Below are 14,998 nucleotides of genomic sequence, written 5' to 3' on the forward strand. Positions count from 1 at the left end.
CTACCGCCCCCCGAGCGTGACGTGCCGGTGTTCCAGGCCGAGCAGGCTAGCGGCGGCCTTGATGTCGACGGCGCGGTGCCCGAGGCAGAGAGCCCAGTGGTGGCCGATGCCGGTCTGGCTCCATTCGTCCACCCAGACTCCGGGGTCGCCGCCGAAATCGACGCGGGAAGTCGTGTTGCCGATGGCGAGCAGCGGCCCGGGAACGACCTCGCCCTCGGCGGTGATGAACACGTAGCGGCCGTCGGGATCCTGCCCGATGCCGAAGGTGGTGACCGGCCCGGCCGTGACGTCGAACTCCACGGAGACCCCCCAGCCGCGTTTGCCGTGGTAGACGCCGAGACCGCGCAGCAGTGGGTCCCGGGCGCTGACCGCCAGGTGAGCGGGGCCGTCGTGGCCCATCTCGACCACGCCGTCGAAGAAGTTGAGCGCCTGGATCTCGGTGAACGAGCCGCCGGCGCCGATCGCGTGGCTGGCGAGCATCGCGATCGAGGTGCGAAGCTCGTATTCCCCGGCCATCGGGATGCCCCGGGCGGTCAGGATCGAGGCGCCGAGGATCATGCCGGCGCCCAGCCGTTCGTGCTGCTCACCGGCGAGGCCGCGGTGGTAGTAGGCGAGCGAGTCGAGGTCGAAGTCCGCCACGAGCCGGTCGAGGCCCACGGAGACCTTCGCGCCCCAGGCGAAGTCCTCGTCATTGACGGAGGCGTCGACCTGGAACAGCTGCTCGGCGAGGAGCATGCGGTCGGCGATCTGGGTATCCGTCACCTGGTTCACGCGCTCGCGGAGGTCGTCGAATTCGAGCACCTCGACATGCGAGCCGAAGGTGGTCGAGACGCTGCTGAGGTCGGTGGACACGTCGAGCATGCCCGGGTAGAGGTGGCCCATCAGGCCGTGCCGCGCGGTCCGGAGCGTGGCGCGCACGCCGGCCGCGTGCACCCACGAGATGATGCGGTCCCAGGCGCTCTCCTGGCGGAGGTAACCGGACACCGAGCGAAACGTGATGCCGGCCCGCCGGAACACATTGGCGACCTCCGGCACCGGGCACTGGCCGCAGTAGGCGAGCCACTGTCCGGTGTCGAAGGCGGCATGGTCCATGGCCTCGGTCGGCTGCAGGTCGATCACCAGCACGGGCGTCTTAGCCCGCTGCGCGATCGGCAGCACCATCGACGAGGTCAGGTAGGTGGCGAGGAACACCACGATCAGGTCGCAGTCGGCCAGCCGCAGCTTCTCGGCGGCAATGCCGGCTTCCTGCGCGTCGGAGATGAACCCGACGTCGACCACCTCGGCATCGAGCTGGTCGAAGCGTTCGGTGACATAGCGGGAGGATGCCTGCAGCTGCGGCAGCAGGTCGGGGAACTGTGGCCAGTAGGCGCCAAGTCCCCCGGAGACCAACCCGATCCGGGTGGGTCTGCGTTTCTTCGGCTCCAGCAGTTCGCTGGCCGAGCGGCGAAGATTCTCGTTCATGGCTGGCTCCTGTCGGAGAGCACCGCGGCGCTCGCCGCGGGACTGCATGAGTAGGGACGGTGGGGCGGATGCCTGGGCATCCGCCCCACCGGGTGCCGCGATTCAGTGCGGCGCGCGTGCGACCTAGAAGTCGTACTCGTCGATGTTGTCGGCATCGAAGACCGTCGGCGGGCCGACGATGACGATGCCGTCGGCGCCGACCTCGCGCTCGCCCAATTCGCCGGCCTCGAAGGTGTCACCCTCGGCGCCGGTGATGTCGCCGTCGGCGAGCGCCTTGCCGGCGAACGCGGCGACGTAGCCGAGCTGGGCCGGGTCCCAGAGGGCGAACGCGGTGACGGTTTCGTCCTTGACGAACGGTCGCATCTCGTTCGGCAGGCCGAGCCCGGTCAGCGCGACCTTGCCCTTGTACTCCGAGGTCGAGAGGTAGCGGGCCGTGGCGGCGATGCCGACCGTCGTCGGCGAGACGATTCCCTTGAGGTTCGGGTAGGCCTGCATCAGACCCTGGGCCTCCTGGAACGACTTCGTGTCGTCGTCGTCGCCGTAGACCTTCGCCACCAGGGTGATGTCCTTGTACGCGGGGTTGGAGGCGAGCTCCTCCTCCATGAACTTGATCCACTCGTTCTGGTTGGTGGCGTTCGCGGTGGCCGACAGGATCGCGATTTCACCGGAGCCGCCGATCTGTTCTGCGATCAGCTCGACCTGGATCAGGGCGACGTCCTTGGCGACGACCTGGCTGATGAACACGTCGCGGTACTTTGGGTTGGTGTCCGAGTCGAAGGCGACGATCTTGGCGCCCGCGGCCCGGGCTTCCTCGAGGGCCGGACCCACGGCATCCGGGTCGTTGGCGGCGATCACGATGACTTTCGTGCCGGCCTGGGTCTCCGCGTTGATGAAGGACACCTGGCTGGACGCGCTGGCCTCGAGCGGGCCGACGACCTCGGTCGCGGCGAACCCGGCCTCTTCGGCGCCGGCCTCCCCGCCGCCGAGCACCACGTCGGTGTACGGGTTGTTGAGCTGCTTGGGGATAAAGGTGATGCTGAGGTCGCCGTCGGTTCCGCCGCCGGCGGAGTCGGTCCCGGTGTCGGAGGCGCAGCCGGCAAGCAGTGCGACGGCGGCGACGACCGCGGTCACCGTCGCGAGCCGCCGGGCTGCCGCGCCTTTCCGGGTGTGATTGCGAATGAACTCCATTGTCATTTCCTTTCCTGGACGCCAGGTGCGGTGGCGCTGATTGATCCCGAGGCAGGTACCTGGGGAAGTGTTTTGTGCATCCTGCGGCCGTGCCGCCAGCGTTGGAGCGCCTCGAAAACACTCGGTGCGACAACGGATGCGATCAAAAGGGATCCGGTGACGATGATGAGCACCACGTCGGAGATCCGCTCGAGCCGAAGGGAGAAGTTGATGGTGCCGATCAGGAGCACGCCCGCGATGACCCCGGGGATCGACCCCTTGCCGCCGAAGATCGAGACCCCGCCGAGCAGAACGGCCGCGATCACCGTGAGCTCGAGGCCGCTGGCGTTGTCACTGCGGGCGCTGGAGTAACGCAGGGTCCAGTAGATCCCGGCGAGCGCCGACACTGACCCGGTGCCCACGTAGAGCCAGAACTTGGCCCGTGCCACCCGGATGCCGACGAAGGTGGCGGCCTCCGCGCTGAAGCCGAGGGCGTAAAGGCCGCGACCGAACGGGGTCAGGTGCAGCAACACCCCGAAGAACAGGGCCACGGCGGCGACGCCGATCATCACGGTCGGGATGCCCGTGCCGCCGATCTTCGAGGTGAAGAAGGACGTGAGCTCGGGCGGGAAGTTGGCGACGGCATTGTCGCCGATCACCACGAGCGCCAGCCCCCGGTAGAGCGCAAGGGTACCGATGGTGACCGCCAGCGACGGCAACCCGACCACCGCGATCAGAAACCCGTTGAAGGCTCCGGCCACCACCCCGGCGAAGAGGCTGATCGCCAGGACCAGCTCGATGTCGAGGCCGGAGGCCCAGAGCACGCCCATCAGCGCGCTGGTCAGCCCGGCGATGCTTGCCACGGACAGGTCGATCTCGCCGGTGATGATGACCAGGGTCATCGGCATGGCGATCAGGAGCACCGGGATCACGTCGAGCAGCAGGAAGCCGACCGTGACCGGGGAGGCGAAGCGAGGAATCGCGATGCTCGCGTAGAGCACGAAGGCGAGCAGCAGGTAGATCATGATCGCGTCGCGGCCGAGCAGGATGCGGGCGGCCCCGGTGCGGCCCTTCGGCTCGGTCGGCAGGGTCTTGGTGGTGTCGATGAGCCGGGTGTCGAGGGAGGAGATCTTGTCCGCCGGCGGCACCGGCGCGCTGCGGATGGCGGAAGAGCTGGGCTCAGACATTGCGGGCCTCACTGGTTCGGAGCTTGCGGGCCGTTCGCACGCTGGCGATCCGGTCGATGATGATGGCGCTGAGGATCAGCACGCCGACGATGGCCTCTTGCCAGAACTTGTCGACCCGCAGGGCCGTGAGAGCGCTGGTGATGGTGGTGAGGAGCAAGGCCCCCATGGCCGCGCCGACGACCGAGCCACTGCCGCCGAAGATGGCCACACCGCCGACGACCGCCGCGGCGACGACGGCAAGCTCGAGTCCGCTGCCGGTGGTGGCTCCGACCGAGTTGAAGCGGCTGGCGTAGAGCACCCCGGCGAGGCCGGCGAGCACCCCGTTGGTCAGGAAGGCCAGGAACACGCGGCGGCTGACCGGGATGCCGAACAGTGTCGCGGCATCCGGGTCCGAGCCGATCGCGTAGAGGTCGCGGCCGGGGCGTGTGCCCGCCAGGTAGACGGCCACGATCACGACGACGACGATGGCGATCAGGGTGATCAGCGGAAAGCCGAGCACGGTGTCGACCGAGAGCGAACCGAAAGCGTCGGGCCGGTCCCCGGCGAAGTACTGCGTGCCGCCGGCCCAGGCGTTGTTGAGCCCGCGATAGATATAGAGCGTGCCGAGGGTGATCACGAGCGCGGGAACCTTGGCGACCGTCACCAGGAGGCCGTTGATCGCGCCGAGGACGGCGCCCAGCAGCATCCCGGCCAGGAACACGACGATGATCGGGAGGCCCGGAACGGTCGCGAAGAGGGTGCCGGTGCCGAACGCGACCAGGCCGAGGATGGAGCCGACCGAGAGGTCGACGTTGCGGGTGATGATCACGAGGGCCTGGCCGACGGCGAGGATGATCACGATGGTCGCGTTCAGCAGCAGGTCCTTGACCCCCTGGGGACTGAGGAATAGCGGGTTCACCACGGTGGTGATGATCACCAGGGCGATCAGCGCCACGGTGACGGGCAGTTCCCGAAGGCGGAGGAGGGCTCCCAGTCGGGACGGCGCCGCGGCGGGGGTGTGCTCACCCGTGCCGGGCGGCCGGGTCGGGGCAGTGGTCATTGTGTACGCTCCAGTGACGCGGTGGCCGCGTGCATGATCGATTCGGGAGTGGCTTCGGCGCGGCTCAGCTCGGCGGTGATGCGCCCCTCGTGCATGACGAGCACCCGGTCGGCCATGCCGAGCACCTCGGGCAGTTCGCTCGAGATCATCAGGATGGCGATTCCCCGATTGGCGAGGTCGGAGATGAGCCGGTGAACCTCGCTCTTGGTACCTACATCGATGCCGCGAGTGGGTTCGTCGACGATCAGAAACTTCGGGTCGGTGGCCAACCACTTGGCGAGCACGACCTTCTGCTGGTTTCCGCCGGAGAGGGTGGATGCGGCGTATTCCTGCGAGGAGGTCTTGACCTGCAGCCGCCGGCTCCACTCGACGGCGGCGGCGCGTTCGGCGCGGCCGTTGATGATGCCGAAGCGGGCGACCCGGTCGCGCAGGGTCAGCGCGGTGTTGCGGCCCACGGACAGGTCCATCACGAGTCCCTGCTTGCGGCGGTCCTCGGGCACGAAACCCATGCCGGCGTCGATCGCGGCCTTGGGGCTGTGCGCTTTGAGGCGCTGTCCGAGGAACTCGACCGTGCCGCGGTCGTAGGGGTCGATGCCGAAGACGGCCCGGGCGACCTCCGTGCGCCCGGCCCCGACGAGTCCGGCGAGGGCCACGACCTCGCCGGCCTTGACGTCGAAGGTCACGTCTGCGAAGAGGCCGGCGCGGCCGAGCCCCTTCACGGAGAGCACGGTGTCGCCCACCGGGGCGACCTCCTTGGGGAACAGCGCCCCGACATCGCGTCCCACCATCTCGTGCACGATCGCGTCGACGGTCACCGTGCTGGTGACGTGAGTCGCGATGTAGCGGCCGTCCCGCATCACGGTGATGCGGTCGCAGAGGGCGAACACCTCGTCGAACCGGTGCGAGATGAAGAGGATGCCCGCGCCCTGGCCCCGCAGGTTGCGGGCAACTTGGAACAGGCGCTCCACCTCGATGCCCGACAGCGCGGCGGTCGGCTCGTCCATGACGAGCACCATGGCGCCCTGGGAGATGGCCTTGGCGATCTCGATGATCTGCTGGTCGGCAATCGACAGGCCCTCGGCCACCCGGTTGGGGTCGATGCGCACGCCGAGCTGGTCGAACAGGTCGCGGGCGGCGGTGCGCATGGCGGCCCGACTGATCAGGCCCAGCCTGCCTTTCGGCTGGCGCCCGATGAAGATGTTCTCGGCCACCGTGAGGTCGGGGAACAGGGTGGGTTCCTGATAGATCACGGAGATGCCGGCGCCCTTGCTGTCGGCCACGGTGCGGAACGACACCGGCTGCCCTTCAACCTGGAACTCACCGGCGTCGAGGCGGTAGAGCCCGGCCAGGATTTTCACGAGGGTGGACTTGCCGGCCCCATTCTCCCCGACCAGGGCGTGGATCTCACCCGGGAGGATTTCGATGTTCCCGTCTGCGAGGGCGACGACCGGTCCGAATGCCTTGACGGCACCGGAGAGGGTCAAGCGAGGTTCGGGTGGCCGATCGCCTGCGGGCAGGGATTCAGTTTGCATGGCGTCGAGTGCCTCCACATTGAGGGTGAATCGTTTCAGAGATCGTGTATCAGCGAATATAGGGTGAGGTTGGGGCATCCGTCAACAGCAGAAAAAGTGCAATTCCCGCAATGAGATTCAACCGAGACCTCGAATGGGTCTCGCGTATTGATTCGTTTCAATCTGCGGTGCGGTGATCTACACTTCACCTAGAGGCAGCAACGCGCGGGGCGAAAGGGTGACGATGGCAACGGTGAGTGTGCGCGAAGTCGCGGCTCGCGCCGGGGTGTCGGTCGGCACCGTCTCCAATGTGCTCAACCGGCCGGGCAAGGTTTCCCCGGCAACCGTGGAACGGGTGCAGACGGCAATCTCCGACCTCGGCTTCGTGCGCAACGACGCTGCCCGGCAACTGCGGGCCGGCCGCAGCCGCAGCATCGGGCTCGTCGTGCTCGACGTCGCCAACCCGTTCTTCACGGATATCGCGCGCGGCGCCGAGGACCGGGCCGCCGAAGCGGGTCTCACCCTGCTTCTCGGCAACAGCGACGAGAACATCGACCGGGAGAGTGCCTACCTCGACCTGTTCGAAGAGCAGCGTGTGCACGGAGTCTTGATCTCCCCGCTCGGCGAGGTCGGGGACCGGCTCGTGCGGCTGCGCGCCCGCGGCACTCCCACCGTTCTCGTCGACCGGCAGACAGCCGACCACAGCTTCTCCTCCGTGGCCGTCGACGACGTGGCCGGCGGGCACCTCGCCGCGGAGCACCTGGCCTCGATTGGGCGCACCCGGATCGCGTTCGTGGGTGGGCCGCAGAGCATCCGTCAGGTTGCCGACCGGCTGGAGGGCGCGCGCCAGGCCGTGCGGGAGCATCCGAACGTGTCGCTCGAGGTGATCAGCACGGAGTCCCTCTCGGTGCTGCAGGGGCGTTTCGTGGGCGAGCAGTTGCGCGCCCGCGACCCGGTCGACCGGCCGGACGCCGTGTTCGCGGCGAACGACCTGCTCGCCATCGGCGTGCTGCAGGCCCTGAGCATGCTGGGCGATGTGCGGGTCCCCGAAGACGTGGCGCTCATCGGCTACGACGACATCGCTTTCGCGGCGGCAGCCATCGTGCCGCTCTCCTCGATCCGCCAGCCGAGCGCCCTGATCGGCCACACGGCCGTCGACCTGCTGCTGCGCGAAGCCGCCGGCGGCGACGATTTCGTGCACGAGCAGATCGAGTTCCAACCGGAGCTGATCGTGCGGGAGTCCACCGCCGGCTGACTGGGTCCCGCTCCTCCCGCCCGGGCTTGCGCCGGCGCTTCCGCTCCTAAACTTGACCGCATGACACTGCAGCCCCTGCTCACCAAAGACACCCGCCTGTGCATCTCCCTGGCCACCCGGCCCAGCAATTTCGGCACGCGTTTCCACAATTACCTGTACGCCGAGCTGGGGCTCGATTTCATCTACAAGGCGTTCACCACGACGAATCTTGCCGCCGCGATCGGCGGCGTGCGGGCGTTGGGCATCCGTGGCTGCTCCGTGTCGATGCCCTTCAAGGAAGACGTCATCGCCCTGGTCGACGAGTTGGATGACTCGGCGAGCGCCATCGCGTCGATCAATACGATCGTCAACGACAACGGCTGCCTGCGGGCCTCGAACACGGACTACATCGCCGCCGCCGATCTGATCCGCGCGCGCGCCCTCGACCCGACCACCCCGTTCCTGCTCCGCGGCAGCGGCGGAATGGCGAAGGCCGTCGCAGCGGCCTTCCGCGATTCCGGGTTCGAGCACGGCACCCTGATCGCCCGGAACGAGGCTCGAGGCCGGACTCTCGCCACCGAGCTCGGCTACCGCTGGGCGGCCGAGCCGACCGGCCTCACCGCACCGCTGCTCGTGAACGTCACCCCGATCGGCATGACCGGCGGTGCCGAGGCGAACGACCTGTCCTATTCCGCCGAGGTGCTCGCCGACGCGACCTGCGTGTTCGACGTGGTGGCGTTGCCCGCGGAGACTCCGCTCATCCGGGCCGCGCGCGCGGCAGGCAAGACCGTGATCACGGGGGCCGAGGTCATCGCGCTGCAGGCAGCGGAGCAGTTCGAGCGCTACACCGGGGTGCGGCCGGCGCCGGAGCAGGTCGCCGCGGCATCCGCCTTCGCCCGCACTCACGCACGATAGCGCGCGCCTGAACCACGTCGACGCCGAAGCAGGTCGCTCCAGTCGGCGTTCGAGTGACGTGACCGGGGCCCTCGTTGCCTCCAGGGGATACTGTTCAGGAAACCCCTCCCCGCGAGGACAATCCACCCCGGAATCGACGAACGGCCTCCGAAACGTCGGAGGCCATTCGTTTTGGGACGAGTTCTAGGAACAGAATCAACCAGTTCTAAGAACAACCCTGGCGCGGTACCGGTGGGATTTGAACCCGTATCACGACCCGATGCTCGTCGCCCAACACCCCCGAATCGACTGGTTTACGAGGATATGGCGCCGGTTTCCTGCGTCGAGTGCCTCGGCAACGTCGTCCCGGTCGTCCCCGAACAGGTCGGCAGAGCGGTCGAGAGTCATCGCGGCGGAAGCGTGGCCGAGCATTCGCTGCACCGCTTTGACGTTCGCGCCCGCGCTGATCGCGAGTGATGCCGCCGTGTGTCGCAGGTCGTGCGGGGTCACCCGCGGCATGATCGGAGGCTCCTCCCGCTTGAGGCGCTTGGCCTCGCTGGCTGTTTCTCCTCGGAGGCACGCACGCGCATGACGGCACCCCTGAACCAGCCCTTGTGCGCATGGCCTGGGGTCAGGTTAATCACGCCGTCACCCCAGAGCAGCGCGTCGGCACTGTTGCCCTGGCTCGCGTTCGCTATCGCGCTGTCCAGGAATGCCGGGTAGTCGACCGAGCGGCACTCGTGGGTCTTCGGAGTGCCGACCACGACATAGCCGTTCACACTGACGGCGTCCTCCTCAATCCGGAAGCTCCGCGTCGCCTGGTCGATGTGCCTGACCCTGAGTCCGGTCGCCTCCCCCCACCTGAGACCGGTGTACGCCAGAAAGCCAACGAAGTCGGGGTATTTCGATTCCACAGCCAGCCGCTCGACCTGCTGGTGCGAGAGGTATGCGCGCCGGCCGCTGGTCCTACGCAAGTTTCGAGATCCAGGTCTGCACCGTGGTGTGACGGATCGAGCCGACGGCACGGGCTCCCCACGTCGGCTTGACGGCGGTCTTGTGCGCCGCGAGCCAGTCTGCTCCGAGAACACACACGAGCGAGAGACCGTCGCTCGGCGCGATGTACGCCCCCTGGAGCCTCGACACCTCAACGGTGTCGAGGTATGCCTGCGCGTCCCGCTTCAGCCTGAACCCGGTCTCCGATGCCGCCGGTGGGGTGTCCGATCTGCCCCATGCTGCAGCGGCGCCGGTCGGCAGGCGGCCTATAGCGAGGTTACGGTGTTGTTACGAAAGCGAGAAATCTTCGGCAACGACTTTGCGGATCGTTTGATCTTCTCTTAGCGTGCTTATAACCGCCACATCGAACGGTCGAACTAGACCTTCCCGCTCGTTGTCTCAGCCACCCAGACCCAGTGGCGCCTCGTCGTTGCTTCCTCATCCCGATCCGTTTCGGATCCCGATCTCGATCTCGATAGATCCTGCGAACCACGGCCGACGAAGCCCACCCATTCTCCTCCAGTCAGCATTCCCTGCCTGTCAAGATGGGTCCTTCACGTGCGCTCCCGGGCACTATCGACGTTCAGCACACCCCCGCGAACCTCGCCCGAGACCCCGTTTGCGAATCCCGGACCCGAATCCGGCAGTGAAAGAGAGACAGATGGCCACCCTCCATCCCCGCGATGGCGCACCCATTCCACCGGAATCGGTGGTACTACCGGAAGCCATGCACCGGATCCCCGCGCACGAAGCGACGACCGGCATCCGCCCGCGCCGACCAACGGCCTCGGCCCACGCCCAGTCGCCGTCGCTCGTGATGCTGGTGCTGATCGCCACCCTCGGCATCCTCGCCTACTCGTCATTCTTGTTGAACCCGGCCAGTCGAGGAGACTGGTTGCCCTATTCGCTGGTCATCCTGGCCGAGTCGATCCTGATCTTCCAGGCACTGCTGTCCATGTGGACGATCCTGTCCGGGTCGGGCGACCCACGGGAATTCAACTTCCACCAGGCGCGGGCGAGCCTCGTGCACACCCGATCCGTTGCCAAGGATGGCTTGGCGGACCGGCCAGAGCGGTGGCCCCTGCACCTGGGCGACCAGCCGGCCACCGTCGACGTGTTCGTCACCACCTATGGCGAGGACATCGACGTGATCCGGACAACTGTTACCGCGGTGCGGGCGATGCAGGGCGAGCACCTGACCTGGGTGCTCGATGACGGCCACTCAGACGACGTACGTGACCTTGCCGCGGAGTTGGGCGTGCGCTACCTCCGCCGGCTGAGCTCGAATGGCGCCAAGGCGGGCAACGTCAATCACGCGCTCACGATGAGCACGGCGGAGTACTTCGTGATCTTCGACGCTGACTTCGTGCCCGAACGCGAGTTCCTGATCGAGACCCTGCCGTTCTTCATCGATGACAAGGTCGCCTTCGTGCAGACCCCGCAGGCCTACAGCAACCTGCACAACGTCATCTCGCGCGGCGCCGGATACATGCAAGCCGTTTTCTACAGGTTCATCCAACCCGGACGCAACCGGTTCAACGCCGCGTTCTGCGTGGGAACCAACGTTATCTTCCGCCGGGATGCCATCAACGACGTTGGTGGCATGTACACCGACTCCAAGTCCGAAGACGTCTGGACGTCGCTCAAACTGCACGAGCGGGGCTGGAAGACCATCTACATCCCCACGGTGCTGGCGACCGGGCATGCACCAGACACCGTGGAGGCGTACACCAAGCAGCAGCTGCGCTGGGCTACCGGCGGCTTCGAGATCCTGTTTCAGAGCAACCCGCTGAGCCGGCGCCGCAGTCTCACCTTCGACCAGCGCCTGCAGTACCTGGTGACGGCATCCTTCTACCTCACCGGGATCGCCCCCCTGCTGCTGTTGCTGGTGCCGCCACTGGAAATCTTCTTCGACCTGCAACCGATGAACATCTCCACAACCGTGGTGACCTGGCTGCTGTACTACGCGGGCTTTTATCTGATGCAGGTGGTGCTGGCGTTCTACACGATGGGCTCGTTCCGCTGGGAGACTCTCATGCTCGTCACAGCATCGTTCCCCATCTACGTGGCAGCGCTGATCAACGTCCTCGTCGGCAAAGAGCAGCACTGGAGCGCCACCGGCGACAAATCCAGGGTGCGGTCGCCGTTCGACTTCATGATCCCCCAGGTGCTGTTCTTCGTATTCCTCCTCCTGACCTCGATGGTTGCAATCTGGCGTGATGTCGGCATCGGCACGCTCACCCTGGCCACGGCCTGGAACGTGACGAACACCCTCATCCTCGGCACCTTCGTTGTCACGGCCATGTTCGAGTCGCGCCGGGCACGGCAGGCCCGCTCCCGGCGTCGCATGTCAGGGCGGCGATCGGCACCCGAAGGCCGACCCGTATCCTCCCCGCACGGACAGACCCGAGAGGTGGTGCCCGCATGACCTGGGCCAATCGATTCAAACTCTTTTTCGGCCTCATCATGGTCGTCGGCATCGTGGCCGTGCTCACGCTGATCTTCAATCAACGGCAGGCGCAGGTGATGAGCGTTTCGGCCTCGATCCAAGCGGCCGAGTATCCGGTGGGATCCGACTACGGCGGAACCGTACTGGACCGACTCGTCGACGATGGCGACCAGGTCACGGCGGGCCAACCCTTGTTCACACTGCACAGTCCCACCCTGCTGGCCGATCTCGCCGAGGGGCTGGTGACGGCGGACACCGTCGCATACTCGGTGGCCGACGACGGGGTGCTCACCCTCACCGCGTCCGTCGACGGCACCGTCACCGACATCAGCACCGAGCGAGCCTCGTTCGTTCAGGCCGGCCAGGTGCTCGCCGTCATCGACAAGACCGGTTCCCTGTTCGTGTCAGCAGACTACGTGCTCACCAGCGGCGACTACGCCAGAATCGAACCCGGCGCTGCCGTGGACATCGTGCTGCCCAATCAGACCCGGATGGCCGGCACCATGGAAGCCCTGGATGTGCAGACGACGGACGGCCAGGCGGAGACCACGGCCAAGGTGCTCAGTCCAGACCTGGTCGACGGTGCCTCGAACGGTCTCATCGCTCCCGGAACGCCGGTGACGGCGACGATCGCCCTGCGCGACGACGGCCCCCTCGCCGGCGCCAGCGACGGCCTGTTCAACTTCCTTCAAACGATCGGCCTATGAGTATGCACAAGTCACCGAAGATATCGATCACCGTGGCCGCTGCCGTCCTGACTGTCGTTGCCCTCGCGGCGTGCACCATGACGGATGCCCCCGCGCCGACCTCGGCGCCGACCTCGGCGCCGGCAACGGCTAAAGCGGCCTCGTCGGGGGCGGCCGTCTTCCCCACCAGCGAGGTTTCCTCGCTCGTCGAGGACATGCCTCAACGGACCGTGAAGGACCTACCGGCAGCGCGACTGGCCGACGGGCTCATCCCGCCGACCAACCGGTGGTTCTCCGGCCTGGTGTTCGGTGAGGAGTCCATGCCCGTGTTCCCATTGCCGCTGTCGTTCCAACTCACCGACAGTGGATTCGCCTTCGGACTGCCGGAGGTGTCAGCTGACACCAACGTGATCCGCGGCGGCTTCACCGGGCAGATCGGCGTACGCATCGGCGCATCCGAAGGTAACCCGGATCAGGAGGTGACGGCATACGATGAGGCGTCGGTCACCGTCAGCCAGTCCAGCGATGGTTCGGAGCTCGGCCGCACGGTGATCGCCCGAGGCTCACCGTTCGTGTCGTTCACGGCGGCGACGGATGTTGCCGTGTCAATGTCGACCGCCTTTACGGAGACAGCGGATGGCGTGTGGACGGCCGACGTGGCCGGCAGCACCTACGGCCTGGTCAGCGCGGGAACGCTTTCAGACGGCACCGACCTGTCGCTCGAGGCCGGCCAATCCGTCACCTGGTTCGCACTGCCGGAAGGCGGCGAGCTCGAAACCTTCGCCGAGGCAGCGGTGCACCCGGTTGTGGGCACCAGCGTCGAGTACCGAACCGATGCGGAATCAGCGACCACGACCATCCACTACGACACCAGTGACGGCGGCGACACCCTGGTCGCCGCGATGCCGCATCAACTGGCGGGCCTCGCGGATGACGTCGACTGCGGAGAGGGGGAATACTCGAGCATCTATGGGGGGCTCTCGGTGTGCCTTGGCACGACGCTGTCCTGGTCTGTGCCCACGATCGCGCCGTCGGGTGCCTTGGACCTCACGGGGCTCAGCGACGATGAACGTCAGCGCCTGGCCGACCAGGTGCGATCGGATGTGGCGGCCACGAAGACCTTCGCCGCGGACACCTACTTCGGCGGCAAGTCCTTTTACCGGGCCGCCAACCTGCTCGAGGTGGCCCGGCAGGTGGGCGCCGACGATGCCGTGACAGAGCTGACCGATCGACTGACCAAGGCATTGGACCAGTGGATGGACCCGGACGGGTGCGTCGACGGCACCGAGCGCTGCTTCGTCTACGACCCGGACGCCAAAGGTCTTGTGGGCCTGGCCACCTCGTTCGGCTCCGAGGAATTCAACGACCACCACTTCCACTACGGCTACTTCTTCTACGCCGCCGCGGTGGTCGCGGCCGACGACCCCGAGGCCGTCGGGCGCTGGGCACCGGTGATGAACCTGCTCGCCGCCGACCTGGCCACGAGTGGTGGCAGCGACTTCTTCCCCGACCGCCGGGTTTTCGACGCCTACGCCGGCCATTCCTGGGCCAGCGGCACCTCGCCGTTCGGCGACGGCAACAACCAGGAATCCAGCTCCGAAGCCGTGACCGCGTGGAACGGCCTGGCCCTGTGGGGCGGCGTGAGCGGGCAGGCGGATCTGGCGACCGAGGCCGAGTGGATGCTTTCCAGCGAGGCGGCATCCTCCCGCGCCTACTGGACCGACTTCGACCTGGCTGACCCGGTCTATGAGGGCTTCGAACACACCGTCACCTCACTGGTGTGGGGAGGCAAGCGCGACTACGCCACCTGGTTCAGCGCCGAATCCAGCGCCATGCTCGGCATCCTGGTGCTGCCGATGAGCCCCGTCGCCGGATACCTCGGCGGCGACCCCGACCGGGTGCAGGCAAACCTCGCCGACGCGTTGCCGACCGGCGGCGTCGACGCGGATCGGTACGACGTGATGTTCGGGGACTACCTACTGATGTACGCCGCGTTGCAGGGCCGGGAGGCCGCATCCGCAGCCTTGGCGGACGCCGAGAGTCTGCCGGAGGAGAGGATCGACGACGGCAACAGCCGTGCCTATCTCCTGGCGTGGCTGATGCGGTGGGGGTCGCCTCCGGCCGGATAGGGGAGGATCGGGGATCATGGCGACCCTCACCGCCCTCCCGCACGTCACCGACCCCGACCTGCTCTTCGAAACGTTCGAAATCACTGCGTCAACAGCACGGTCACGGTACGCGACCGCGAAAGGGCGACTTCGCACCGCGCTGGTCTCCGCCCGGGGAATCCATCAGGAGGCCGTCGTCCTGGGGCAGTCATGCTCCGGCTTACGGGCGACGGCGCCAATGCACGGGCCGGACATCGCTCGGGCTCCGA

The 14,998-nt window shown here is 67.0% G+C and carries 13 protein-coding genes; 5 read left to right on the forward strand and 8 right to left on the reverse strand.

The window, feature by feature from the left end; all coding sequences use genetic code 11:
- The 5 genes from E3O18_RS10330 to E3O18_RS10350 all read right to left on the reverse strand — a co-directional run bounded on the left by E3O18_RS10330 (position 1) and on the right by E3O18_RS10350 (position 6,386).
- Complete coding sequence (locus E3O18_RS10330; protein ID WP_134395325.1) at positions 1 to 1,461, reverse strand: L-fucose/L-arabinose isomerase family protein; 1,461 nt, start codon at positions 1,459 to 1,461, stop codon at positions 1 to 3.
- A 123-nt stretch (positions 1,462 to 1,584) separates the two neighbouring features.
- Positions 1,585 to 2,649 carry a rhamnose ABC transporter substrate-binding protein gene (gene rhaS, locus E3O18_RS10335; protein WP_134395326.1) on the reverse strand — a complete coding sequence of 355 codons (1,065 nt, stop codon included), beginning with the start codon at positions 2,647 to 2,649 and terminating at the stop codon, positions 1,585 to 1,587.
- 2 nt (positions 2,650 to 2,651) lie between these two features.
- Entirely contained in the window at positions 2,652 to 3,815 is a 1,164-nt protein-coding gene (locus E3O18_RS10340; RefSeq protein ID WP_134395327.1) for an ABC transporter permease, read from the reverse strand.
- Positions 3,808 to 4,854, reverse strand: a complete 1,047-nt coding sequence (locus E3O18_RS10345; RefSeq protein WP_134395328.1) for an ABC transporter permease — start codon at positions 4,852 to 4,854, stop codon at positions 3,808 to 3,810. The genes E3O18_RS10340 and E3O18_RS10345 overlap by 8 nt, the downstream gene beginning before the upstream one ends.
- Positions 4,851 to 6,386, reverse strand: coding sequence for a sugar ABC transporter ATP-binding protein (locus E3O18_RS10350; protein ID WP_134395329.1), 1,536 nt, complete (start codon positions 6,384 to 6,386; stop codon positions 4,851 to 4,853). The genes E3O18_RS10345 and E3O18_RS10350 overlap by 4 nt, the downstream gene beginning before the upstream one ends.
- Positions 6,387 to 6,609: 223 nt before the next feature.
- Between E3O18_RS10350 and E3O18_RS10355 the strand changes: the two genes are divergently transcribed.
- Positions 6,610 to 7,620: a LacI family DNA-binding transcriptional regulator gene (locus E3O18_RS10355; protein ID WP_134395330.1), complete on the forward strand. Its 1,011-nt coding sequence runs from the start codon at positions 6,610 to 6,612 to the stop codon at positions 7,618 to 7,620.
- A 60-nt stretch (positions 7,621 to 7,680) separates the two neighbouring features.
- Complete coding sequence (locus tag E3O18_RS10360) at positions 7,681 to 8,514, forward strand: shikimate 5-dehydrogenase (RefSeq protein WP_134395331.1); 834 nt, start codon at positions 7,681 to 7,683, stop codon at positions 8,512 to 8,514.
- A gap of 249 nt (positions 8,515 to 8,763) precedes the next feature.
- Here the strand turns inward: E3O18_RS10360 and E3O18_RS10365 are convergent, their stop codons facing one another.
- The 3 genes from E3O18_RS10365 to E3O18_RS16125 are packed head-to-tail and all read right to left on the reverse strand — an operon-like array spanning position 8,764 to position 9,636.
- Positions 8,764 to 9,012, reverse strand: a complete 249-nt coding sequence (locus E3O18_RS10365; RefSeq protein WP_134395332.1) for a tyrosine-type recombinase/integrase — start codon at positions 9,010 to 9,012, stop codon at positions 8,764 to 8,766.
- Entirely contained in the window at positions 9,000 to 9,467 is a 468-nt protein-coding gene (locus E3O18_RS10370; RefSeq protein ID WP_134395333.1) for a hypothetical protein, read from the reverse strand. The genes E3O18_RS10365 and E3O18_RS10370 overlap by 13 nt, the downstream gene beginning before the upstream one ends.
- Positions 9,460 to 9,636, reverse strand: coding sequence for a hypothetical protein (locus tag E3O18_RS16125; RefSeq protein WP_166784550.1), 177 nt, complete (start codon positions 9,634 to 9,636; stop codon positions 9,460 to 9,462). Before E3O18_RS16125 ends, E3O18_RS10370 begins: the two co-directional genes overlap by 8 nt.
- Positions 9,637 to 10,147: 511 nt before the next feature.
- Between E3O18_RS16125 and E3O18_RS10375 the strand changes: the two genes are divergently transcribed.
- Genes E3O18_RS10375 through E3O18_RS10385 form a run of 3 tightly spaced genes read left to right on the forward strand, consistent with a single transcriptional unit; the run spans position 10,148 to position 14,750 of the window.
- The gene (locus E3O18_RS10375; protein WP_241978172.1) at positions 10,148 to 11,914 is read left to right on the forward strand and encodes a cellulose synthase catalytic subunit; all 1,767 of its coding nucleotides are present in this window, start codon (positions 10,148 to 10,150) and stop codon (positions 11,912 to 11,914) included.
- A complete protein-coding gene (locus E3O18_RS10380; RefSeq protein ID WP_134395334.1) occupies positions 11,911 to 12,642 on the forward strand; it encodes an HlyD family efflux transporter periplasmic adaptor subunit in 732 nt (243 codons plus the stop codon). The genes E3O18_RS10375 and E3O18_RS10380 overlap by 4 nt, the downstream gene beginning before the upstream one ends.
- Positions 12,639 to 14,750: a glycosyl hydrolase gene (locus E3O18_RS10385; protein ID WP_134418051.1), complete on the forward strand. Its 2,112-nt coding sequence runs from the start codon at positions 12,639 to 12,641 to the stop codon at positions 14,748 to 14,750. The genes E3O18_RS10380 and E3O18_RS10385 overlap by 4 nt, the downstream gene beginning before the upstream one ends.
- The last annotated feature ends 248 nt before the right edge of the window (positions 14,751 to 14,998 follow it).

This window comes from Cryobacterium sp. TMT2-42-4 (genome assembly GCF_004402645.1).
Classification (GTDB): domain Bacteria; phylum Actinomycetota; class Actinomycetes; order Actinomycetales; family Microbacteriaceae; genus Cryobacterium; species Cryobacterium sandaracinum.